The sequence below is a fragment of the Micromonospora sp. WMMD735 genome, from assembly GCF_049178995.1.
Taxonomy (GTDB): Bacteria; Actinomycetota; Actinomycetes; order Mycobacteriales; family Micromonosporaceae; genus Micromonospora; species Micromonospora wenchangensis.
In genome coordinates this window covers 1057561-1077356 of record NZ_JBMHMJ010000002.1, presented here as the reverse complement: position 1 = coordinate 1077356, position 19796 = coordinate 1057561, and the positions used below count along the sequence as shown (strand labels likewise).

At 74.1% G+C, this 19796-nt stretch carries 21 protein-coding genes; 6 read left to right on the top strand and 15 right to left on the bottom strand.

Annotation, left to right across the window (positions count from 1 at the left end; genetic code table 11):
• Positions 1 to 85: 85 nt before the first annotated feature.
• The 3 genes from ACN268_RS04790 to ACN268_RS04780 are packed head-to-tail and all read left to right on the top strand — an operon-like array spanning position 86 to position 2080.
• A complete protein-coding gene (locus ACN268_RS04790) occupies positions 86 to 844 on the top strand; it encodes a hypothetical protein (RefSeq protein WP_421481910.1) in 759 nt (252 codons plus the stop codon).
• Positions 844 to 1509 carry a DUF6529 family protein gene (locus tag ACN268_RS04785; protein WP_421481909.1) on the top strand — a complete coding sequence of 222 codons (666 nt, stop codon included), beginning with the start codon at positions 844 to 846 and terminating at the stop codon, positions 1507 to 1509. The genes ACN268_RS04790 and ACN268_RS04785 overlap by 1 nt, the downstream gene beginning before the upstream one ends.
• 7 nt (positions 1510 to 1516) lie before the next feature.
• Positions 1517 to 2080, top strand: coding sequence for a Rieske (2Fe-2S) protein (locus tag ACN268_RS04780; RefSeq protein ID WP_421481908.1), 564 nt, complete (start codon positions 1517 to 1519; stop codon positions 2078 to 2080).
• A 14-nt stretch (positions 2081 to 2094) separates the two neighbouring features.
• On the opposite strand, the gene urtE is transcribed toward ACN268_RS04780, so the two are convergent.
• The 6 genes from urtE to ACN268_RS04750 all read right to left on the bottom strand — a co-directional run bounded on the left by urtE (position 2095) and on the right by ACN268_RS04750 (position 8633).
• Positions 2095 to 2787, bottom strand: a complete 693-nt coding sequence (urtE, locus tag ACN268_RS04775) for an urea ABC transporter ATP-binding subunit UrtE (protein ID WP_421481907.1) — start codon at positions 2785 to 2787, stop codon at positions 2095 to 2097.
• Complete coding sequence (gene urtD, locus ACN268_RS04770; protein ID WP_421481906.1) at positions 2787 to 3542, bottom strand: urea ABC transporter ATP-binding protein UrtD; 756 nt, start codon at positions 3540 to 3542, stop codon at positions 2787 to 2789. Before urtD ends, urtE begins: the two co-directional genes overlap by 1 nt.
• Positions 3539 to 4726 carry an urea ABC transporter permease subunit UrtC gene (gene urtC, locus ACN268_RS04765; protein WP_421481905.1) on the bottom strand — a complete coding sequence of 396 codons (1188 nt, stop codon included), beginning with the start codon at positions 4724 to 4726 and terminating at the stop codon, positions 3539 to 3541. Before urtC ends, urtD begins: the two co-directional genes overlap by 4 nt.
• Positions 4723 to 5610 (bottom strand): urea ABC transporter permease subunit UrtB, encoded by an 888-nt coding sequence (gene urtB, locus ACN268_RS04760; protein WP_421481904.1) that lies wholly within the window; start codon positions 5608 to 5610, stop codon positions 4723 to 4725. The genes urtC and urtB overlap by 4 nt, the downstream gene beginning before the upstream one ends.
• A gap of 63 nt (positions 5611 to 5673) precedes the next feature.
• Positions 5674 to 6918 carry an urea ABC transporter substrate-binding protein gene (urtA, locus tag ACN268_RS04755; RefSeq protein WP_421481902.1) on the bottom strand — a complete coding sequence of 415 codons (1245 nt, stop codon included), beginning with the start codon at positions 6916 to 6918 and terminating at the stop codon, positions 5674 to 5676.
• 575 nt (positions 6919 to 7493) lie between these two features.
• The gene (locus tag ACN268_RS04750; protein WP_421481901.1) at positions 7494 to 8633 is read right to left on the bottom strand and encodes a substrate-binding domain-containing protein; all 1140 of its coding nucleotides are present in this window, start codon (positions 8631 to 8633) and stop codon (positions 7494 to 7496) included.
• 95 nt (positions 8634 to 8728) lie between these two features.
• On the opposite strand from ACN268_RS04750, the gene ACN268_RS04745 reads away from it, so the two are divergent.
• Positions 8729 to 9169, top strand: a complete 441-nt coding sequence (locus ACN268_RS04745; protein WP_204924370.1) for a MarR family winged helix-turn-helix transcriptional regulator — start codon at positions 8729 to 8731, stop codon at positions 9167 to 9169.
• A gap of 71 nt (positions 9170 to 9240) precedes the next feature.
• Here the strand turns inward: ACN268_RS04745 and ACN268_RS04740 are convergent, their stop codons facing one another.
• The 8 genes from ACN268_RS04740 to ACN268_RS04705 form a co-directional block, all read right to left on the bottom strand.
• Positions 9241 to 10095, bottom strand: a complete 855-nt coding sequence (locus tag ACN268_RS04740; RefSeq protein ID WP_421481900.1) for an urease accessory protein UreD — start codon at positions 10093 to 10095, stop codon at positions 9241 to 9243.
• Positions 10095 to 10832: an urease accessory protein UreG gene (gene ureG, locus ACN268_RS04735; protein ID WP_421481899.1), complete on the bottom strand. Its 738-nt coding sequence runs from the start codon at positions 10830 to 10832 to the stop codon at positions 10095 to 10097. The genes ACN268_RS04740 and ureG overlap by 1 nt, the downstream gene beginning before the upstream one ends.
• Positions 10822 to 11505, bottom strand: a complete 684-nt coding sequence (locus ACN268_RS04730; protein WP_421481898.1) for an urease accessory protein UreF — start codon at positions 11503 to 11505, stop codon at positions 10822 to 10824. The genes ureG and ACN268_RS04730 overlap by 11 nt, the downstream gene beginning before the upstream one ends.
• Entirely contained in the window at positions 11505 to 13208 is a 1704-nt protein-coding gene (locus ACN268_RS04725; protein ID WP_421481897.1) for an urease subunit alpha, read from the bottom strand. The genes ACN268_RS04730 and ACN268_RS04725 overlap by 1 nt, the downstream gene beginning before the upstream one ends.
• Positions 13205 to 13564 (bottom strand): urease subunit beta, encoded by a 360-nt coding sequence (locus tag ACN268_RS04720; protein ID WP_421481896.1) that lies wholly within the window; start codon positions 13562 to 13564, stop codon positions 13205 to 13207. The genes ACN268_RS04725 and ACN268_RS04720 overlap by 4 nt, the downstream gene beginning before the upstream one ends.
• Positions 13561 to 13863 (bottom strand): urease subunit gamma, encoded by a 303-nt coding sequence (locus ACN268_RS04715; protein ID WP_088646841.1) that lies wholly within the window; start codon positions 13861 to 13863, stop codon positions 13561 to 13563. The genes ACN268_RS04720 and ACN268_RS04715 overlap by 4 nt, the downstream gene beginning before the upstream one ends.
• Before the next feature lie 250 nt (positions 13864 to 14113).
• Entirely contained in the window at positions 14114 to 14899 is a 786-nt protein-coding gene (locus ACN268_RS04710; RefSeq protein WP_421481895.1) for a 2OG-Fe(II) oxygenase, read from the bottom strand.
• A gap of 38 nt (positions 14900 to 14937) precedes the next feature.
• Positions 14938 to 17136 carry a tetratricopeptide repeat protein gene (locus ACN268_RS04705; RefSeq protein ID WP_421481894.1) on the bottom strand — a complete coding sequence of 733 codons (2199 nt, stop codon included), beginning with the start codon at positions 17134 to 17136 and terminating at the stop codon, positions 14938 to 14940.
• Positions 17137 to 17539: 403 nt separating this feature from the next.
• Between ACN268_RS04705 and ACN268_RS04700 the strand changes: the two genes are divergently transcribed.
• Positions 17540 to 18097 (top strand): hypothetical protein, encoded by a 558-nt coding sequence (locus tag ACN268_RS04700; protein WP_421481893.1) that lies wholly within the window; start codon positions 17540 to 17542, stop codon positions 18095 to 18097.
• A gap of 33 nt (positions 18098 to 18130) precedes the next feature.
• Here ACN268_RS04700 and ACN268_RS04695 read toward each other — a convergent pair whose 3' ends face one another.
• Positions 18131 to 18763 carry an SGNH/GDSL hydrolase family protein gene (locus tag ACN268_RS04695; RefSeq protein ID WP_421481892.1) on the bottom strand — a complete coding sequence of 211 codons (633 nt, stop codon included), beginning with the start codon at positions 18761 to 18763 and terminating at the stop codon, positions 18131 to 18133.
• A gap of 292 nt (positions 18764 to 19055) precedes the next feature.
• Here ACN268_RS04695 and ACN268_RS04690 point away from each other — a divergent pair, with 292 nt between their 5' ends.
• Complete coding sequence (locus tag ACN268_RS04690; RefSeq protein ID WP_421481891.1) at positions 19056 to 19787, top strand: ANTAR domain-containing protein; 732 nt, start codon at positions 19056 to 19058, stop codon at positions 19785 to 19787.
• Positions 19788 to 19796: the final 9 nt, after the last annotated feature.

Genomic DNA, 19796 nt, shown 5'->3' with positions numbered 1-19796 from the left:
CCGACCACCGGCGATCACAGGTTCTCGTCCCGACATTGAACGACCGACGCCCCGGCTTCGTACCACCCGGTGAAGGGAGCTGCTCATGAAGCGCACGACCCCGTTGCTCACCCTGCTGACCGGGACGGGCATGGCCGCCGTCCTGTTCGCGATGAGCGCCCAGGCGGCGCCGCGTACGGTCGATGCCGGTGCGGCCGCGCCCGCGACGAGCCCGCCCGGTGCCACCGTGGCGTCGCCCGCCGCCCCCGCGGCCGAACCGGATGCCGACCCGGCCGCCGAACCGGAGGCCACCCCGGCGGCACCGGCGGGCGGCCAGCCCGGCCCGGCGCAGACCACGCCGCCGACCACGGCGCCACCGGCGAAGCAGGCCGACTCCAACTGGACCGGACGGCTCGACGGCGGTGCCACCATCGCGATCACCGTCACCGACGGCAAGGCGGTGGCGTACGTCTGCGACGGCAGGAAGCTGGAGGTGTGGCTCAACGGCACCGCCGCCGACGGCCGGATGAAGCTGACCGGCAAGAAGGGTGAGGTCCTCACCGGGTCGTTCGGCGACGGGGTCGCCTCCGGCGAGATGGTGGTCGGTCAGCGCCGGTGGAAGTTCACCGCCAAGCAGACCGGCAAGCCCGACCCGGTGCTCTACCGGGCCACCGCCCAGCAGCGCCGCGCCGGTGTCGACGGCGGCTGGATCATGCTGCCCGACGGCAGCCAGATCGGGGTGGTCACCCGCGACGGCGCGCCGGTGCCGGCCCCGCCGCTGGACCCCGCGTTCGGCACCACCATCCTCGACGGCCGGACCGTCACCGCGTCGCCGGTCGTGGCCGACCCGGGGTCCGGTGCGTGATGACGACGGCACGCCGCAGGTTCGAGACCGACGTGGGACGCGACTTCGACGACGGGCCGTCCGTCCGGGTCCTGTCCGACCCCCCACCCGCCCCGACCCCGCCCGACCCGGTCGCCGCGCCGTCCACCGGCTCCGGTGCCCCGCCCGCCTCGGTGCTCGTACCGCTGCTGGTCGGGGCGGCGGTCGCGGTGGCCCTCGGGGCGTACGGCCGGATGCACCAGCCCACCGGGATCGCGGTCAACGTGGCCGGCTTCTCCAGCCCGCAGGCGGTCAAGGTCTGGCTGGGCACCGGGGCGGCCCTCTTCGCCGTGGTACAGCTGCTCAGCGCGTTGGCGATGTGGGGCCGGCTCGGTGGCTTCTCGCCCTCCTGGGCGGGTGGGCTGCACCGGTGGAGCGGCCGGGTGGCGTTCCTGCTGACCGTTCCGGTGGCGGTGCACTGCCTCTACGCGCTGGGCTTCGCCGACTACGACCTGCGGACCCTGCTGCACTCGCTGCTCGGCTGCCTCTTCTTCGGGGTGTTCACCATGAAGATGCTGGCGCTGCCCAAGCGGGGGCTGGCCGGGTGGGTGCTGCCGGTCGTCGGCGGGTTGGTGTTCACCGTCCTGATGGGGATCTGGGTGACCTCGTCGCTGTGGTACTTCACCACCTTCGGGGTGGGGACGTGACGGGCTCGTGACACGGGAGAGGAACGACGGGCAGATGTGCGACGAGCGTGGGGCCGGTTGCGCGTCCCGACGGGCGGTGCTGGCCGGTGCCGGTGGGGTGGGCGTGACCGCCCTGCTCACCGGCTGCCAGACGTACGGCGAGCCGACCTCGCCGGCCGCGGCGCCGCAGACCGGCGGATCGGCCGCCGCGCCGGCCGACGCCTCGCCGGGCGGCAGCGCACCGGCCGGGCCGTCCGCCGGGGCGAGCGGCTCCCCCGCCGGGGGCGGCGAACAGCCGCCCGCCCCGGCGGCGCTGGCCGCGGTGGCGGACATCCCGGTCGGCGGCGGCAAGATCTTCAAGGCCGAGGGGGTGGTGGTGACCCAGCCGGCGGCCGGCACCATCAAGGCGTTCTCGGCGACCTGCACCCACCAGGGCTGCACGGTCACCTCGGTCAAGGACGGCACCATCGTCTGCGGCTGCCACAACAGCGTCTTCGGCATCGCCGACGGCGCGGTGCGCAGCGGCCCGGCCGGCAGCCCGCTGCCGCCCCGGGCGGTGACCGTCGACGGCGACGACATCCGGCTGGCCTGACCACGCCGGCACTCTCAGACCGCGAGCGCCTGGCGGACCGACCGTTCGGCGTCCCGGCCGCCGTCGCCGCTGGCGGTGACCCGGCCGGACTCCAGCACGTAATGCCGGGTCGCCACCCGCAGCGCGAAGCCGAGGTGCTGCTCCACCAGCAGCACCCGGATGCCGGCCCCGGTGGCCAACCCGACGATCCGGTCCTGGATCTCGGCGACCACCGACGGTTGGATGCCCTCCGTGGGTTCGTCGAGCAGCAGCAGCCGGGGTCGGGTGACCAGCGCGCGGGCGATGGCCAACTGCTGCCGCTGGCCGCCGGAGAGCAGGCCGGCCCGCCGCCGCAGCAGGGGACGCAGCGCCGGGAACAGGTCCAGCGCCTCGGCGGTGGCGGCGGCCCCGTCGCGCCGGCCGTCGGCCACCAGCCGCAGGTTCTCCGCCGCCGTCAGGTGCGGGAAGCACTGCTGCCCCTGCGGGACGTACGCCAGGCCCCGGGCGACCCGCTGGTGCGGGGCGAGCCGGGTGACGTCCTCCCCGTCGAGGGTGACCGTGCCGGCGCGGGGGCGCAGCAGGCCGACGGCGACCCGCAGCAGGGTGCTCTTGCCCGCGCCGTTGTGGCCGAGCACGGCGGCCACCCCGTCGGCGGGGACGGCCACGTCCACCCCGTGCAGCACCTCGCTGCGGCCGTAGCCGGCGTGTACGCCACGCAACTCCAACATCACGCCTCCGGTGCGGTGTCGACGCCGAGGTAGACCTCCTGCACCCGGGGGTCCGCCTGGACCTGGGCGACGGTGCCCTCGCTGAGCACCTTGCCGGCGTGCAGCACGGTCACGCTGCGGGCGAAGCGCCGCAGGAAGTCCATGTCGTGTTCGATGACCACCACGGTGCGGTCCCGGCTGACCGTCTCCAGCAGGGCGCCGGTGGCGTCGCGTTCCTCGTGGCTCATCCCGGCGACCGGCTCGTCGAGCAGCAGCAGCCGGGCATCGGAGACCAGCAGCATGCCGATCTCCAGCCACTGCTTCTGCCCGTGCGCCAGCGCGCCGGCCGGCTGGTCGCCCCGGTCGGCCAGCCCGATCGTCTCCAGCGCGGCGGCCACCTCGTCGGGCACCCGGTGCCGGCGGCGGGCCAGCGTCCACCAGTTCCGGGTGGCTCCGGCGGCGATGTCGAGGTTCTGCACCACGGTCAGTTCCTCGAACACCGACGCGGTCTGGAAGGTGCGGCCGATGCCGAGCCGGGCGATGCGGTACACGTCGCGGCCGAGCAGTTCCCGGTCGCCGAAGCGGGCCGAGCCGGTGGCCCGGACCAGCCCGGTCACCGCGTCGACCAGGGTGGTCTTGCCGGCCCCGTTGGGGCCGATCAGGAACCGGATGTCGCCGGGCGGCACGTCGAGGTCGACCCCGTCGACGGCGGTGAAGCCGTCGAAGGTGACCCGCAGGTCGCGTACGCACAGGCCGTCGAGCTGCGGGCCGGTCATGCCGCCGACACCTCCGTCCGGGTCTCGGCCGGGTCGACCGGCCGGCTCCGCCGCCACCACCGCGCCCCCGCCGGGTCCGACCGGCGCTGCCGGGCCAGCGCCCACAGCGACGCCAGGCCGCCCGGCAGGAACGCCACCACCAGCACGAACAGCAACCCCTGCAGGTACGTCCAGGTGCCCGGGAACCGTTCCGACAGGGCGGTCCGCGCCCAGGCCACCGCCACCGCGCCGAGCACCGGACCGAGCAGGGTGGCCCGGCCGCCGACCGCGACGCCGATGACGAACTCGATGGACGGCACGATCCCGATCAACGCGGGCGAGATGATCCCCACCGCCGGCACGAACAGCGCCCCGGCCAGGCCGGCCATGCCGGCGGCCACGACGTAGCCGACGAGCTTGACGCCGGCCGGGTCGTAGCCGAGGAAGCGGACCCTTTCCTCGCCGTCGCGGACGGCCACCAGCAACTCGCCGTACCGGCTGCGGATGAGTTGCCGGGCCAGCGCCAGCAACGCGAGCAGGCTGGCGGCGATGATGAAGTAGACCATCCGCTGGTTGACCGGGTCGTCCAGGTCGTACCCGAAGAAGCCCTGGATGTCGGTGAGGCCGTTGGTGCCGCCGGTGGTGCCCTGCTGGCCGACCAGCAGGATCACCATCGCGGCGGCGAGCGCCTGGCTGAGGATGGCGAAGTAGGCGCCACGGACCCGGCGGCGGAACACCAGCGAGCCGAGGCCGAACGCGACGGCCATCGGCAGCAGCACGGTGGCCGGCAACGCGATCCACGGGCTGGCGAACGGCCGCCACCACAGCGGCAGCTCGTCGAGCTGGCCGTAGAGCTGCATGAAGTCGGGCAGCTCGCCGGGGCCGGCGTCGGCGAGCTTGAGGTGCATGGCCATCGCGTAGCCGCCGAGGCCGAAGAACACCCCCTGGCCGAGGGTGAGCATGCCGCCCCGGCCCCAGGCGATGCCGATGCCGACCGCGACCATCGCGACGCACAGGTACTTGGCCAGCAACGACAGCCGGAAGTCCGACAGGGTCAGCGGGGCGACGGCGAACAGCAGCGCCGCGCCGAGGGCGAACCCGGCGGCGGTGCGGGCCGGGCCGTCGAACCGGCGGCCGCGCCGGCCGCCGGCCGGGGTGCCGGCCGCGCTGGCGGGATCGGTGCGGACCAGCGGCGCGGCGGTCATGCGAGGCTCCTGGTACGCAGGGTGAACAGCCCCTGGGGCCGCCACTGGAGGAACGCCACGATCGCCACGAAGACGATCACCTTGGCGACGCTGAGCGTGGTGAGGTACTCGCCGGTGGCCTGGAGCACGCCCAGCGCGAAGGCGACGATCACGCTGCCCTTGAGCTGGCCGATGCCACCGACCACGACGACCAGGAAGGCGTCGATGATGAGGTTGGTGCCCATCGTCGGGCCGATCGGCCCGAGCAGGGTCAGCGCGACCCCGGCGACGCCGGCCAGGCCGGAGCCGATGAAGAAGGTCGTCCGGTCGACCCGCGCGGTGGGGATGCCGGAGACGGCGGCGAGGTCGCGGTTCTGCACCACCGCGCGGATGCGCCGCCCGAGCGGGGTGAGCCGCAGCGCCAGGGTCAGCGCCAGCACGGCGGCCAGCGCGAGCGCCAGGATGAACAGCCGGTTGTTGGCGACGGTCAGCCCGCCGGGCAGGGACACGTTGCCGGTCAGCAGCGCCGGGGCCCGGGTCTGCACGTTGGGGCTGCCGAAGACGTCGCGGGCCAGTTGCTGCAGCATCAGCGAGACGCCCCAGGTGACCAGCAGGGTGTCCAGCGGGCGGGCGTAGAGGCGGCGGATCAGCAGCACCTCCAGCAGCACGCCCATGGTGCCGGCCACCGCGAAGGCGACCGGCAGCGCCACCAGCAGCGACCAGCCGGCGGCGGTCACGGTCTGCTGCAGGACGTAGGTGGTGTAGGCGCCGGCCATGATGAACTCGCCGTGCGCCATGTTGATCACGTTCATCTGGCCGAAGGTCAGCGCCAGGCCGAGGGCGATGAGCAGCAGCACCGCGCCGATGCTGACGCCGGTGAAGAGCTGACCGAAGAGGACTGTCACGTTCGCGCTCCGAAGTGGTGGGTCGGCCCGGGCGGGGGTGCCTCCCGCCCGGGCCGGGATCGGTCAGCTCAGGCCGCTCGCCCAGGGGTAGCTCTTCAGGTACGGGTCGGGCGTGATCGGCTTGCCCGAGTTCCACACCTCGGTGATCAGCCCGTCCGCGCCGACCTTGCCGATCCGGGCGGTCTTGGCGATGTGCTGGGTGGGGCCGTCCACCGTGACCAGGCCCTCCGGGGCGTCGTAGGTGATGCCGCCGGAGGCGGCCCGGACCTTCTCCACCTCGAAGGTGCCGGCCTTGTCGACCATCGCCTTCCACAGGTACACCGCGACGTAGGCGGCCTCCATCGGATCGCTGGTCGGCTTGTCCGCGCCGTACTTGGCCTTGTATGCGGCGACGAACTTCTGGTTGGCCGCGCCGGGGGTGGTCTGGTAGTAGTTCCAGGCGGTCAACTGGTCCTTGAGGTACTGGGTGCCGATTCCCTTGACCTCCTCCTCGGCGATCGACACCGACACCACGGGCATGCTCGCGGCGGTCAGTCCGGCGGAGGTGTACTCCTTGAAGAACGCCACGTTGCTGTCGCCGTTGAGGGTGTTGAACACGGCGTCGGCCTTCGACGAGCGGACCTTGTTGACGATGGTGCCGAACTCGGTGGAGCCGAGCGGGGCGTAGTCCTCGCCGAGCACGGTCATCCCGTTCGCCGCCGCGTACGCCTTGATGATCTTGTTGGCGGTACGCGGGAAGACGTAGTCGCTGCCGACCAGGTAGACCGACTTCTTGCCCTGCGCCTTGAGGTAGTCCAGGCCGGGCACGATCTGCTGGTTGGTGGTGGCCCCGGTGTAGAAGATGTACGGCGACTGCTCCAGCCCCTCGTACTGCACCGGGTAGAACAGCAGCGCCTTGTTCTTCTCGAAGACCGGCTTGACCGCCTTGCGGCTGGCCGAGGTCCAGCAGCCGAAGACGGCGGCGACCCGGTCCTGGGAGATCAGCTTCTCGGCCTTCTCGGCGAAGGTGGGCCAGTCGGAGGCGCCGTCCTCACCGACCGGGACGATCTTCTTGCCCAGCACGCCACCGGCGGCGTTGATCTCCTCCACGGCGAGCATGATGGAGTCCCGCACGGTGACCTCGCTGATGGCCATGGTGCCGGAGAGCGAATTGAGCAGGCCGACCTTGACGGTGTCGCCGGACACGTCGGCGCTGACCCCGGTGGTCGACTTCTCGTCGGAGGTCTTGCTGCCGCAACCGGCGAGCGCGGCGGCGGCAATCAGGGTCAAGGCGCCCGCCAGGATGCGGCGGCCCCGGAACTGTGACATTCATTCTCCCTGCGGAGCGATGTTCGCCGGATAATTTTCCGTGCCGGCCCGCACTGGCCGACAGGTATTGCTGGCAATGATTGGTAGGCGGTGCGGTCGTGGCGCAGTTCGGCGGGCTCGTCGAGCGACGTGTGGGGCGTCGCGGCGGCGGTCCGCAGTGGACCTTCGGGCAGCAAAAGCCTCTGCCCCTTTGATTGCCGCCACGTTTCCCGGCCCTTAATTGACTGTTTCCCGGACCGATCTCGACACATACGAAAAAGGCCACCGCCACAATGGACGATGACCGCTCACGACAATGCGCTACGCCTATCCGACACAGGACGGCCCATCAACCACCGAGCTCGCCCAACAATAGACGGGAATGGCGATTACTTCACGCAGGAAGCATCCTAGAACCCCCACCCACCCCCCTGTCAACACCCCGCCCCGCCGCTCCCCGCCCCGCCCGGCCCGCCCGCCCGGCCCGCGTGATCAAGAGGTTTGCGTCAGCCGTGGAGCTGGAGCTGACGCAAACCTCTTGATCACCGGGGACAACTAGGGGGCCGGAGGGGTGGGAGGGGGAGGGGAGGGTGGGGTCAGAGTTCGGCGAGGACGGTGAAGTCGAGGCCGTCGGCCTCGGCGAGGTAGATGCGTTGGCGGACGTGGCGGCGGCGCAGCTGCAACTCGCCCCGGGGGCCGTGGTAGGTGACCGCGTCCGCCGCCGCCCCGATGGCGCGGACGTCCAGCGTGCGGGCGCGGGCGATCAGGGCGGCGAGCAGCATCACGCCCTCGTAGCAGGACTCCCCCAGGCTGCCCAGCGGCGGCGCGTCCACCCCGAACCGGCGGGCGAACGCGCCGTGGAAGTCCAGGTTCTCCCGGGTGACCAGGCCGGCGAAGAACCCGGCCGTGCTGAACAGCCGGCGGGTGCCGCCGACGCCGCTGGCCAACAGCATGTTCTCGTCCATCAGGGTGCTCAACCGCAGGCACCGCTGGTCCAGACCGGACCGGCCGAAGGCCCGGTTGAACCGGACGGCGTCGGCACCGACGAGCAGCATCAGCACCGCGTCGGCCTCGGCCCGCTCGATCTCCCGCAGCACCGGTCCGAAGTCCTCGGTGCCCAGCGGCAGGAACGCCCGCCCGCACACCCGCGCCCCGTCGTCGCGGGCGTACCGCAGGGCCGCCTGCGCGGTGCGGCGCGGCCAGACGTAGTCGTTGCCGACCAGGTACCAGCGGCGGACCCCCTGCTCCCGGGCCAGCAGCCGCATCGCCGGGCGGAGCTGCGCGTCCGGCGTCTCGCTGGTCAGGAACACCCCCTCGGTACGCTCCCCGCCCTCGTACAGGGCGGTGTAGACGTACGGCACCCGGTGCGCGATCCGGGGCGCCACCGCCTGCCGGACCGAGGAGATGTGCCAGCCGGTGACCCCCTGCACCGCCCCCGTGGACACCAGCGCCTCCACCTCGGCGGCGACCTCGGCCGGGGGCGCACCGCCGTCGACCGGCACCAGCCGCAGCTCCCGGCCGAGCACCCCGCCGGCCCGGTTGACCTCCTCCACCGCCAACTGGGCACACAGCTCGCAGGTGGGGCCGAACATGCCGGCCGGGCCCCGCATCGGAAAGACCAGCGCGACACTGACCACCGACCGGTCGACGGTCAACCAGGGGGCCGCCCCGGCCGTGCCGCCCGAGCGGGGCAACGGCTCCGGCACGCCGTGGGGGCCGGGCACCGGCACGGACATGCTGACATGATTGCCGGCAACCCTGGCGGGCCACCAGACCCGACCGAAAACCGGGACGCTTCGGTAACATGGCAACCCACCGAACGGGGAGAGACATGGCCGACGATCCCACGACGCCCGTCGACCTGATGCGCGCGCTCACCCGCGCCGAACGGCTGCTCGCCCGCCGGGTCGGCGCAGTGCTCACCACCGAGGGGCTCACCGTCGAGGCGTGGCGGGTGCTCTGCCGCCTCGCCGACGGGCAGGGCCACCCGATGAGCGAGGTCTCCACCGAGGAGTCGTTGCCGCCGGGCACCCTGACGAAGCTCGTCGACCAGCTCGTCGACCAGAATCTGGTGCACCGCCGGATCGACCCGTTCGACAGGCGACGTATCCGGGCCTACCTGACCCCCCGGGGCCGCCGCGAACAGGAACGCATCGACGCCCTCGTCCGGGCCGAGCTGGCCGGGGTCCTCGACGACGCGACGCTGACCGGGCAGCTCGTCGACCTGGTCGCCCGGCTCGACCCGCGCCGGCAGCCGGTCCGGGCCGGCTGACCCCGGCCAGCTCCACCAGGGATTCCGCCCAGCGCCCGGCCGGTGGCCGCCGGTGCGGGGTGGTGGGGCCGCTAGGCGGCCGGCACCGCGTCGGCCCCGGTGCGGGTCGCGGGTCGGTGGAGACCCTCGGCTGCGCCCCCGGGCGGGGTGTTCGCGTCGACCGGGGCGGTGAGCAGGGTGCGCAGGGTGTGCGCGTCGACGGCGGTGGCGGTGAGCAGCGCCGCCGGGCCGCCCGCCAGCGGCAGCCAGGCGGCGGAGGCCCCGGGGCCGGCGGGGAGCAGCCGGCCCCGGGGTTGACCGCCACCGGCGTCCACGGTGGCCGGTCCCGACGCGGCGGCGGGACCGACCACCAGCAACGACCCGGTCGCCGTCGCCCCGCCCAGCACGGCCGGCCCGGCCCAGCCGGGTGCGGCCGGGCCGACCGCCAGGGACTGGCGCAGCAGCGGCCGGCCGCCGTGGTCGACCGAGGTGGCCACCACGACGTCGCCGGCGGGTTCGCCGTACCGGCCGCAGACCAGTTCCTCGCGCCAGAGCAGCCGGGCCCCCTCGGCGAGGGTCACCCGGGACCCGGCGACGTGGTCGCAGCCGGCCGCCGCGACCAACTGCTCCGGAAGCCAGTGCAGGGTGCCGCCGTCGTGCACGGTCGCGTCGACCCGCATCCGGGAGACCGCGCCGGGCCGGCCGGGCAGGGCCACCGAGGCCGCGACGGTACGCACCCGCACCTGCGCCCCCGGCCCCACCTCGACGCTCAACCGCAGGTCGTCACCGGCCAGCGGACCGGCCGCGCCGCCGACGACGTACACCGTGGGGACGCCGTCCTCGGCGGCGGCCTGGCGCAGCAGCAGCGGTGACTCGCCGCGCAGCTCGCGCAGCACGGTGCGGCCCCGACGGTCGGCCACCGCCACCACCCGGGCGACCGCGCGCATCAGGCGACGGCCAACCGGCCACGGTGGTGGGCCAGCTCGTGGCGGACCCAGTCGGCCACCCCGGTGGCCAGCGGATCGCCCACGATGGACAGGAACACCGTCGGCAGGTCCCCCCGCCGGGCGCGGGCGTCGCGGTCCATCACCGACAGGTCGGCCCGTACCAGCGGGGCCAGGTCGGTCTTGTTGATGACCAGCAGGTCGGCGGCGGTCACCCCGGGCCCACCCTTGCGGGGCACCTTGTCGCCACCGGCGACGTCGACCACGAAGATCTGCCTGTCGACCAGCCCCCGGCTGAAGGTGGCGGTGAGGTTGTCCCCGCCGCTCTCCACCAGCACCAGGTCCAGCGGCCCGACCCCGTCGACCAGCTCGTCGATGGCGTCGAGGTTCGCGCCGATGTCGTCGCGGATCGCGGTGTGCGGGCAGCAGCCGGTCTCCACCGCCCTGATCCGGGCCGGGTCGAGCACCCCGGCCCGGCGCAGGAAGTCGGCGTCCTCGGTGGTGTAGATGTCGTTGGTCACCACGCCCAGGCGCAGCTCGTCGGCGAAGGCCCGGCACAGCGCCGCGACCAGCGCGGTCTTGCCCGACCCGACCGGCCCGCCGATGCCGACCCGCAGTGGGCGGGCGGTGGACGGCAGCGGGGCGTGCGGGTCGACCCCCGGCTCGGGGTGGGTGTGCGGCACGGTCTCGTCGTGCGGGATCGACGCGTGCGGGGTCGGCGATACGGTTTCAGGACGCAAAGAGACGCACCTCCCAGGTGGTGTGGACTTCGGCGTGGATGTCGGTGAGCGGGGCGGCCGGGGACGGCAGCCACTCGGGCGGGTCGTCGGCGGTGGCGACCGCGCGGGCCGCCGTGGCGTCGCAGTCGACGGCCAGCGCCGCCAGCACCGCGTGCACCCGGTACGGGTCGAGGCCGAGCAGCCGGACCGCGGCGCTGGCCGGGCCGGTCACCGACCCGTACGCGGCGACGGTGGCGACCGCCACCGCGTCGAGGCCGCCGGCGGCGGCGACCAGGCCGAGCACCAGCGGCTGGTGCGGCCCGGACGGGCCGGTGGGCAGGTCGTCGAACCCGCCGCCGGGCCAGATCTCCCGGCCGGCCCGCAGCAGCGCCCGACCCTGCCGGCGGGAGACGGCCCGCAGCGCCGGGGCGGCGGTACGGGCGTCCAGTTCGGCGTCCAGCCGGGCCAGCGTCGCCCGCCGGTCGGCGGTGCCGGCGGCCCGGTGGGCCGCCACCGCGAAGGCGGCGGCGACCAGCCCACCGGTGGCCAACCGGCCGCGCAGGAACCCGGCCAGGGTGGCCGGGTCGGTGACCAGCCCGGCCGCCACCGCCGCCTCCAGGCCGCCGGAGTGGGCGTGCGCCCCGGCGGGGAACCTGCCGTCGGCCAGCAGCAGCACCATGCTCGACGGGGTCATCAGAACAGGTGGTACCGCTGGGCCATGGGCAACTCGGTGACCGGTTCCGGATCGACCACCACCCCGTCGATCCGGACGGTGAAGGTGTCCGGGTCGACCTCGATGCGCGGCAGCGCGCCGTTCTCGGGCAGGTCGGCCTTGCCCCGCGAGCGCACGTCGGCCACCGGGACCAGCGGGCGGCGCACGTCCAGCCGCAGGCCCGCCTCCAACGCGGCCGGCGCGACGAACGCCACGCTGGTCGCGGCGGGCACCACGCCGTACGCGCCGAACATCGGCCTCGGCAGCATCGGCTGCGGGGTGGGGATGGAGGCGTTCGCGTCGCCCATCTGCGCGTACGCGATCATCCCGCCCTTGATCACCAGGTGGGGCCGGACGCCGAAGAACGCCGGGTCCCAGAGCACCAGGTCGGCGAGCTTGCCCGGTTCCACCGAGCCGATCTCCCGTTCCAGCCCGTTGGCCATCGCCGCGCAGATGGTGTATTTCGCCACGTAGCGGCGGGCCCGGTGGTTGTCGGCCGGGCCGTCACCGGGCAGCGCGCCCACCCGGCGCTTCATCACGTGCGCGCTCTGCCAGGTCCGGGTGATCACCTCGCCGACCCGGCCCATCGCCTGCGAGTCGGAGCCGATGATGGAGATCGCCCCGAGGTCGTGCAGCAGGTCCTCGGCGGCCATCGTGGACGGCCGGATCCGGCTCTCGGCGAACGCCAGGTCCTCCGGCACCGACGGGTTCAGGTGGTGGCAGACCATCAGCATGTCGAGGTGCTCGGCGAGGGTGTTGCGGGTGTACGGCCGGGTCGGGTTCGTCGACGACGGCAGCACGTTCGGTTCCCCGGCCACCGTGATGATGTCCGGCGCGTGCCCGCCCCCCGCCCCCTCGGTGTGGTACGAGTGGATCGCCCGCCCGGCGATGGCGCGCAGCGTGTCGGCCACGAACCCGGCCTCGTTGAGGGTGTCGGTGTGGATGGACACCTGCACCCCGGACGCGTCGGCGACCCGCAGGCAGGCGTCGATCGCCGCCGGGGTGGTCCCCCAGTCCTCGTGCAGCTTGAAGCCACCCGCCCCGGCCCGCAACTGCTCCCACAGCGCCTCCGTGGAGACCGTGTTTCCCTTGCCCAGCAGCAGCACGTTCACCGGGAAGGCGTCCAGCGCCTCGTGCATCCGGGCCAGGTGCCAGGCGTTCGGGGTGACGGTGGTGGCCCGGGTCCCCTCGGCCGGGCCGGTGCCCCCGCCGACGAGGGTGGTGATGCCCGAGGTGAGCGCCTCGGTGACGATCTGCGGGCAGATGAAGTGCACGTGGGTGTCCACCGCCCCGGCGGTGAGGATGCGCCCGTTGCCGGCGATCACCTCGGTGGACGGGCCGATCACCAGGTCCGGGTGGACGCCGGGCATGGTGTCCGGGTTGCCGGCCCGCCCCAGCGCCACGATCCGCCCGTCGCGCAGCCCGACGTCGGCCTTCACCACCCCCCAGTGGTCCAGCACCACCGCGCCGGTGATCACCGTGTCCAGGGCGCCCTCGGCCCGGGTGGCCCGGGACTGGCCCATCGACTCGCGGATCACCTTGCCGCCGCCGAAGACCGCCTCGTCCCCGCCGACGCAGTGGTCGACCTCCACCTCGATCAGCAGGTCGGTGTCGGCCAGCCGGATGCGGTCGCCGGTGGTCGGGCCGTACAGGTCGGCGTAGCGTCGCCGGTCCACGGTGCTCATCGGCCCGCCTCCGCGTCGCGCGGGCCGGACCCGTCGGCGTCCGGCCCCGGGTCGAGGGGGCCGGCGACCTCGCCGCGCAGCCCCGGCACCACCCGGGCCCCGCCCAGCGGCACCAGGTCGACGGTGCGGTTCACGCCCGGCTCGAACCGCACCGACGTTCCCGCCGGCACGGCGAGCCGCTGGCCGTACGCGGCGACGCGGTCGAAGCGCAGCCCCGGATTGGTCTCGGCGAAGTGGTAGTGCGAGCCGACCTGGATCGGCCGGTCGGCGGTGTTGACCACCAGCAGGGTGGTCACCGGACGCCCCACGTTGATCCCGACCGGTCCGTCGCCGGGCAGGATCTCCCCCGGGATCACGGGATCGGGTGGTGCACCGTCACCAACTTGGTGCCGTCCGGGAACGTCGCCTCCACCTGCACCTCCCCCAGCATCTCCGGAATGCCGTCGAGCACGTCGTCGCGGCTGAGCACGGTTCGGCCGGCGGCCATCAGGTCGGTGACGGTCCGGCCGTCCCGGGCCCCCTCCAGCAGGAAGGCGGTGATCAGGGCGACGGCTTCGGGATAGTTGAGGCGCAGTCCGCGCTCGCGCCGGCGGCGGGCGACGTCCGCGGCGACGTGGACGAGCAGGCGGTCCTGCTCGTGGGGCGTGAGGAACACGGGATCTCCCGGGCGGCTCGGCGTGTTTCCCACCGTAACGGCCGGAACCGGGCCGGGGGCGCGGAACGGGCACGGGGCAGGAAGGACACACGGGACCGCCGTCGGGCCACCGGCAGGATGCTCCGGGGCCCCACCGGCCCCGGCCCGCCACGGGGCCACTCGGCGGTGGTGGTTGGGAAGGACCGCACCGCCAACCGCTGGACCGACCGTAGAGGATCACCCCGGGCCGTGGCAACGCCCCGGCGGGACGTCAGGCGAACAGCAGCAGCGGGTCGGTGTCGCCGCGCACCCCGACGAAACAGGCGGCGGACGTCCGGCAGCCCCGGCGCACCTCCCGCACCCCGTGCATCCGGCCCGCCTCGAACATGACCAGGTCACCCTGGCCGGGCAGCACCGTGTCGTGCGGCGGCCCGACCCGTTCCGGGTCGAGGCCGTAGTCGAACGGGTCGGCCTTGAGCGCCACGAACTCGTCCTCGCCGAGGCGTCCCCAGAAGTCGATCTCGCCGCCGTCACCGGGTGCCGGCACCTCCAGGTAGATGTTGACCCCGAGCCGTCGCCGCAGCCGGTAGGTGTCCAGCAGCGGGATCTGCCGGCGGTCGATGTGCGGGCGGCCCCGGCCGCCGGGGGTCATCCGGCGCAGCACCCCGGGGAGCATCATCCGCCCCTCGTGCCGGCCGACCGTCGCCCCGTACGGCCACATCTCGTCGAGGTCCAACCGGATCAGGTCGGTGGGCGACTGCCGTCCGGCGAACACCTCGTGCCGGATCAGCCGGGTGGTGGCCGGCGCGTCGTCGAGATACCGGCGGACGACGTCACCGCCGTTGGCGACCTGCCCCATCGAGGTGCCGACGCTGGTGAACTCCGTGGTGAGGGAGAAGTTCGCCGCCGCGACGGCGGCCACCACCCGGGGCAGGACGGCGTCGCACTCGGCCGGCGGGAAGTACTCCCGGTGCCAGATCAGGTCGATCTCCCCGGTGGCGAGGTCCCGCAGCGACCCGGGGGTCAGCCGGTCGCTGCGGCGCAGGTGTTGGCTCACGTCACTCCCTCGTCGGGCGGCTGCGGCACGGGCCGCGCTCAGCCGCCCTGTAGCTGTCGCAGGTCGGCCTCCGCCCGTACCGTGTCGGGGTGGTCGTCGCCGAGGACGCGTCGCCGGTCGGTGACCACCTTGGCCAGGACCTTCTCGGCCTCCACCCGGTCGCCGGTGGCGACCAGCGCCTCGGCCAGGGTGTGCCGGGCGGCGATCATCCCGAGGTGCTGGTCCTCCCGGCGGGCGGTGTCGGTGGCGAGGATCGCCCGCAGGTCGGTCAGGGCCTCGGCGGCCCGCCCCTCGTGCAGCAGGCACAGGGCCAGGGTGTGCCGGACGGTCAGCGTCTCCAGGTGGTCGGGGGCCCAGTGCCGCAGCCGGATCTCCAGGATCTCGGTCAGCTCGGCGCGGGCATCGGCGTACCGGCCCTGGGCGGCCACCGCGCGGGCCAGGCTGTGCCGGGCGGTCATGGTGTCCCGGTCCTCCGGGCCGCGGACCCGGAACTCCGCCCGGACGATGTCCCGCAGCTCCTGCTCGGCGTCGGCCCACCGGCCCTGCTCGAAGATGGTCCGGGCCAGCTTGTGCCGGCTGGCCAGGGTGTTGCGGTGCTCCCGGCCGAGCAGCGCCTCCCGGGCCGGGATGATCTCCCGCAGCTCGGTCTCGGCCCAGTCCAGCTGCCCCTGTTCCAACGCCGCCCGGGACCGCTCGTGGCGCAGGCTGAGCACCGCCCGCTCCCGGGGGTCGAGGCCGATCCGACGGCAGGCGGCCAGGCAGCGGTCGAGCAGGATCTCGGCCTGGCCGGGCAGGCTGACGGCCAGCAGGAAACGGGCGATCAACCGGGCCAGGTCCAGTGCGGTGGTGAGCAGTTCCGGCTCGGTACGGGGCAGCTCCCCCGCGTCGAAGAAGGCCAGCACCGCGCCGGTCGTCGGCGGGGCCAGCACGTGCCAGCTGGCCCACTTGTCGGGCTCGTCCGGGTCGAACTCCTCCTCCCGGGGCCGGTCCGGGTCCCGCAGCCGCAGCACGTCGAGCAGGGTGAGCACCAGCTCGTGGTAGGCGGGCCGGTCGGCGATCACGTCGGGGTGGTCGTGCACCAGCTCGCGTACCAGCGGGTGCAGGGTCACCACGTGCGCGACCGGCGACTGCGCGGGCAGCGACCCGATCACGCCGAGGTCGACCAGGGCGAAGTCGGCGAGCGACCGGAGCACCTCACGCAGCCGGTCCTCACCGATCTCACCGACCAGCCGGGACGCCGACAACCGGGCCGGGTCGAGCAGGATCTGGTACGGGATCGGCGCGTCCCCCAGCGAGGCCAGCAGCCGCAGCATCGGGCGGGCCTGGGCCAGCCCTCGCCCGGCGAGCAGGTCCAGCGACATCTCCCAGGACTGCACGACCGGCCGTACCGCCCGGTCGAACGCCTGCGACACGGTACGGGTCGTGCCGGCGCCGGAGCGGCGGTCCAGGGCCTCCCGGTAGCCGTCGTAGGTGCGGATGGAGACCCCGGGGCCGCCGACCGGGATGCGGTTGGCCTCGGCGAGGTAGGTGCCCGCCCCGCGCAGGGCCAACGGATGCCCCTTGAGCCGGGTGGCCAGGCTGGTGGCCTGGGCGAGGTTGCCGGGCGCGTCACCGGCGAGGTCGATCAGGACCTGGGCGGCGTCCGGTGGGGAGAGTTCCCGCACCGGGTGCATGGTCGACCAGTCACCCCAGGTCTCCTGGCGACCGTCGCGGGTGGTGACCAGGACCAGCCCGTTGCGGGTACGCGGCTGGCGGAACCACCCGGTGCCCTCGGCGACCCGGCCGTCGAGCGGGGCCAGCAGGGACGGCTCGTCGGCGTTGTCGAAGATCAGCAGCCACGGCCGGTCCGACTCGTTGAGCAGCGTCCACACCAGCTCCACCGGGCTGCGGGTCTTGCCCGCCCAGGCCAGGTCGAGCTGGCTCTCCGGGGCCTGGAGCTGGCCGGCGATCTCGCGCATGCCGGCACTGACCCGGGCCGAGTCCTTCGCCGAGATCCACCAGACCAGCCGACCGCGTGCCTCCAGCCGGCGGGCCACCTCCAGCGCGGTGGCGCTCTTGCCGCAGCCGCCCAGCCCCCAGAGGATCTGGGCGGCCTCCTCGGCCGGGCGGAGCGTGCCGGCCGGCGGCTCGGCGGCCCGCAGGATCGTCTCGACCAGTTCGTCGCGACCGCGCAGCGGCAGCCGACCGGGGCGGGGCGGGGTGATGGAGAAGCCGGCGTCCTGCGCCGCGCCGGTCATCGTCGACCGGCGCCGGGGCCGGGGGCCGGGGTGCGGCCAGGCCGGAACGTGGACGGGACACCCGGCGTCGCGTGGGGCCGGAAACGGGTCGGGGACGGGAAGGACCGCCGCGTTGCGGGCCGAGCCGCCCGGGTCTGGTGAGCGGGACCGAGGGAACTCATCTGACCTCCCGGAGGGGCGGGACGACAGGGGCCACGCCCACGGGTGGGTGCGGCCCGTGGTGGTGATCCTTCCCCCAACCCTACCCGTCCGCAGCGCCGGTATCACTGCGCGTCGACCACCGGGACCGAACGTGCGGGTCTTGTGGACGGGACGGCGGGACCGGCCGACCGGGCAGGGGAGGCCGACGGCGTGACCCCGCCGGCCGTACGGGTGCTGGCGGGCCGACGGTACCGTGCCGGCCATGTCGACTGTGGAGCTGCTGGCCTGGCTGCCCGTGCACGGGCACATCGACTGGGGATCGGTGCCGGACTGGTTCGGCGGCCTCGGCACGGTGGGCACCCTGCTCTTCGGCGTGCTCAGCCTGCGCCGGGAGATCCGGGCCCGCCGGCGTGAGGACCGGGCCGCCCGCGCCCGGCAGGCCCGCCTGGTGTCGACCTCCACCCGGATCGAGGGCGGCGGGGTGCTACGGGTGCGGGTCACCAACGACAGCGACGGACCGGTCTTCGACCTGACCGCCACCCCCCGGGTCCGGGCCGGGGGCGACGACGGGGACGTCGTCGTCGGGGTCGCGGCGGTGACCGGACCGGTGGACCGGCTCAACGGGCACCGCGACGGCGAACTGTTCGTCACCGTCGACCGCGCGGTCGACCTGACCGGTTTCGCGTCGGCCACCGTGGAGCTGTGCTTCACCGACCAGCAGGGCAACCGGTGGCGACGTCGGGGTGCGACGGAGCCGGAGCTGGACCTGGGTGTCGAGCCGTCGGGCCGCCGACTGCGGCTGCCGTGGCGGCGGGGCTGACCGGCGCTCCGCCGGCCCACCGGCCGGTACGACTCAGGTGGCCGGGGTGACCGCCGCCAGCCACTGCTGGGCCAGCACGGCGTGACCGGACGGGGTCAGGTGCACCCCGTCGTCGGTCCACACCCGGTCGTCGACGTCGGCGGTGTCGAACCGTGCCTGCACCGCGACCAGCGTCGCGTCGAACTCGACGGCCAGCTTGCGCACCGCGTCGAGCTTCGGGTCCAGGTCCTCGTGCCAGCGCCGCTGGTCGTCGTCGACCGGGAGCAGGAACGGTTCCATCAGCACCAGCCGGACGCCGGGCAGCGCGTCGCGGGTGGTGCCCAGCACGTGCCGGTAGTCGGCGGTGAACTCCTCGACGGTGGTGGCCTCGCCGCTGCTGTACCGCCGCCAGGTGTCGTTGATCCCGATCAGCACCGACACCACCTGCGGGGACAGCGCCAGGCAGTCGTCCGACCAGCGGGCCCGCAGGTCGCGTACCCGGTCGCCGCCGACGCCCCGGTTGCGGAAGGTCACCAGGTGACCCGGGTGCCGCGCGGTGAACCAGGCGGCGGCCATCATCGCCCAGCCCACCCCGAGGTCGGCGGGGTCGGTCCGGTCCCGTCCGGCGTCGGTGATGCTGTCGCCGATGAACAGCACCCGACCGTCGCGCGGTATCTCCACCGTCATCCGTCCGCTCCCCTGTCGTCGTCGGACGCCCATCATCCCCGCTGTCCGACCGGGACACCAGCGCGGAAGTCGGCGCGGCGGTGGTGTCCATCGCCGGTCCGGGCCGGCCGACCGGTACAGTGGTGCTCCGCATCCGACGCCCCAACGGGTGTCGTGCGCGAGCGTCAAGCAGCGGCGCGGTCCCCGGCCCGTCCCGGCGGCTGCACCCGCGGCCCACCGGCATGGACCGATCATCACGCGCCGCCGGCTCCGGCCGGTGGTTTCGCGCCGGTTCGCAAGGACGTCAGACGCCATGCCACAGTCACCGCTCGACCTCACCGAGGCTGTCCTCCGGTTGGGGTCCATCCGTCACGACGAGATGGGCTTGGACGCCGTCCTGTCCCGGATCACTGAGGTGGCCCTGGAGAGCATCCCGGACGCCGCCGAGGTGACGGTGACCCTGGTGCACGGCACCGAGGCGACCACCGCCGCCCACACCGGCGAGCTCGCGCTCCAGCTCGACAGGTGGCAGTTCGAACAGGGCCGTGGCCCGAGCCTGGACGCGGCCACCACCGGCACGGTGCTGATCGTGGCGGACATGACCGAGGAGCGGCGCTGGCCGGAGTGGGCGGCCCGGGCGCACGCCGTGGGGGTGTGCTCGTCGATGTCGCTGGGCCTGCCGATCCAGGAGGCGGTGGTGGGGGCTCTCAACCTGTACGCCACCCGGGTCGGCGCGTTCGGCCCGCTGGCCGCGCCGGCCCGGACGTTCGCCGACCACGCCGCGGTGGCCCTGGCCAACGCGCACCTCTACGACAGCACCGCGACGCTGGCCGGGCAGATGCAGGAGGCGATGCGCAACCGGGCGGTGATCGAGCAGGCCAAGGGCATCATCATGGGGCAGCGCCGGTGCACGGCCGACGAGGCGTTCGCGATGCTGGCCCGGGTGTCGCAGAATTCCAACCGCAAGCTGCGGGACGTGGCGGAGGCCCTGGTGCGGCAGGTCACCCGGTCGGTGCCCGGTCAGCCGACCGCCGCCGACCGCTGAGACACGGGG

What these genes read in the sequence shown, in the direction of transcription:
- ACN268_RS04790 (WP_421481910.1), top strand. Translation starts at nt 86, where the DNA reads ATGAAGCGCACGACCCCGTTGCTCACCCTGCTGACCGGGACGGGCATG.
- ACN268_RS04785 (WP_421481909.1), top strand. Translation starts at nt 844, where the DNA reads ATGACGACGGCACGCCGCAGGTTCGAGACCGACGTGGGACGCGACTTC.
- urtE (WP_421481907.1), bottom strand. Translation starts at nt 2,787, where the DNA reads ATGTTGGAGTTGCGTGGCGTACACGCCGGCTACGGCCGCAGCGAGGTG.
- urtD (WP_421481906.1), bottom strand. Translation starts at nt 3,542, where the DNA reads ATGACCGGCCCGCAGCTCGACGGCCTGTGCGTACGCGACCTGCGGGTC.
- urtC (WP_421481905.1), bottom strand. Translation starts at nt 4,726, where the DNA reads ATGACCGCCGCGCCGCTGGTCCGCACCGATCCCGCCAGCGCGGCCGGC.
- urtA (WP_421481902.1), bottom strand. Translation starts at nt 6,918, where the DNA reads ATGTCACAGTTCCGGGGCCGCCGCATCCTGGCGGGCGCCTTGACCCTG.
- ACN268_RS04750 (WP_421481901.1), bottom strand. Translation starts at nt 8,633, where the DNA reads ATGTCCGTGCCGGTGCCCGGCCCCCACGGCGTGCCGGAGCCGTTGCCC.
- ACN268_RS04745 (WP_204924370.1), top strand. Translation starts at nt 8,729, where the DNA reads ATGGCCGACGATCCCACGACGCCCGTCGACCTGATGCGCGCGCTCACC.
- ACN268_RS04740 (WP_421481900.1), bottom strand. Translation starts at nt 10,095, where the DNA reads ATGCGCGCGGTCGCCCGGGTGGTGGCGGTGGCCGACCGTCGGGGCCGC.
- ACN268_RS04730 (WP_421481898.1), bottom strand. Translation starts at nt 11,505, where the DNA reads ATGACCCCGTCGAGCATGGTGCTGCTGCTGGCCGACGGCAGGTTCCCC.
- ACN268_RS04725 (WP_421481897.1), bottom strand. Translation starts at nt 13,208, where the DNA reads ATGAGCACCGTGGACCGGCGACGCTACGCCGACCTGTACGGCCCGACC.
- ACN268_RS04705 (WP_421481894.1), bottom strand. Translation starts at nt 17,136, where the DNA reads ATGACCGGCGCGGCGCAGGACGCCGGCTTCTCCATCACCCCGCCCCGC.
- ACN268_RS04700 (WP_421481893.1), top strand. Translation starts at nt 17,540, where the DNA reads ATGTCGACTGTGGAGCTGCTGGCCTGGCTGCCCGTGCACGGGCACATC.
- ACN268_RS04695 (WP_421481892.1), bottom strand. Translation starts at nt 18,763, where the DNA reads ATGACGGTGGAGATACCGCGCGACGGTCGGGTGCTGTTCATCGGCGAC.
- ACN268_RS04690 (WP_421481891.1), top strand. Translation starts at nt 19,056, where the DNA reads ATGCCACAGTCACCGCTCGACCTCACCGAGGCTGTCCTCCGGTTGGGG.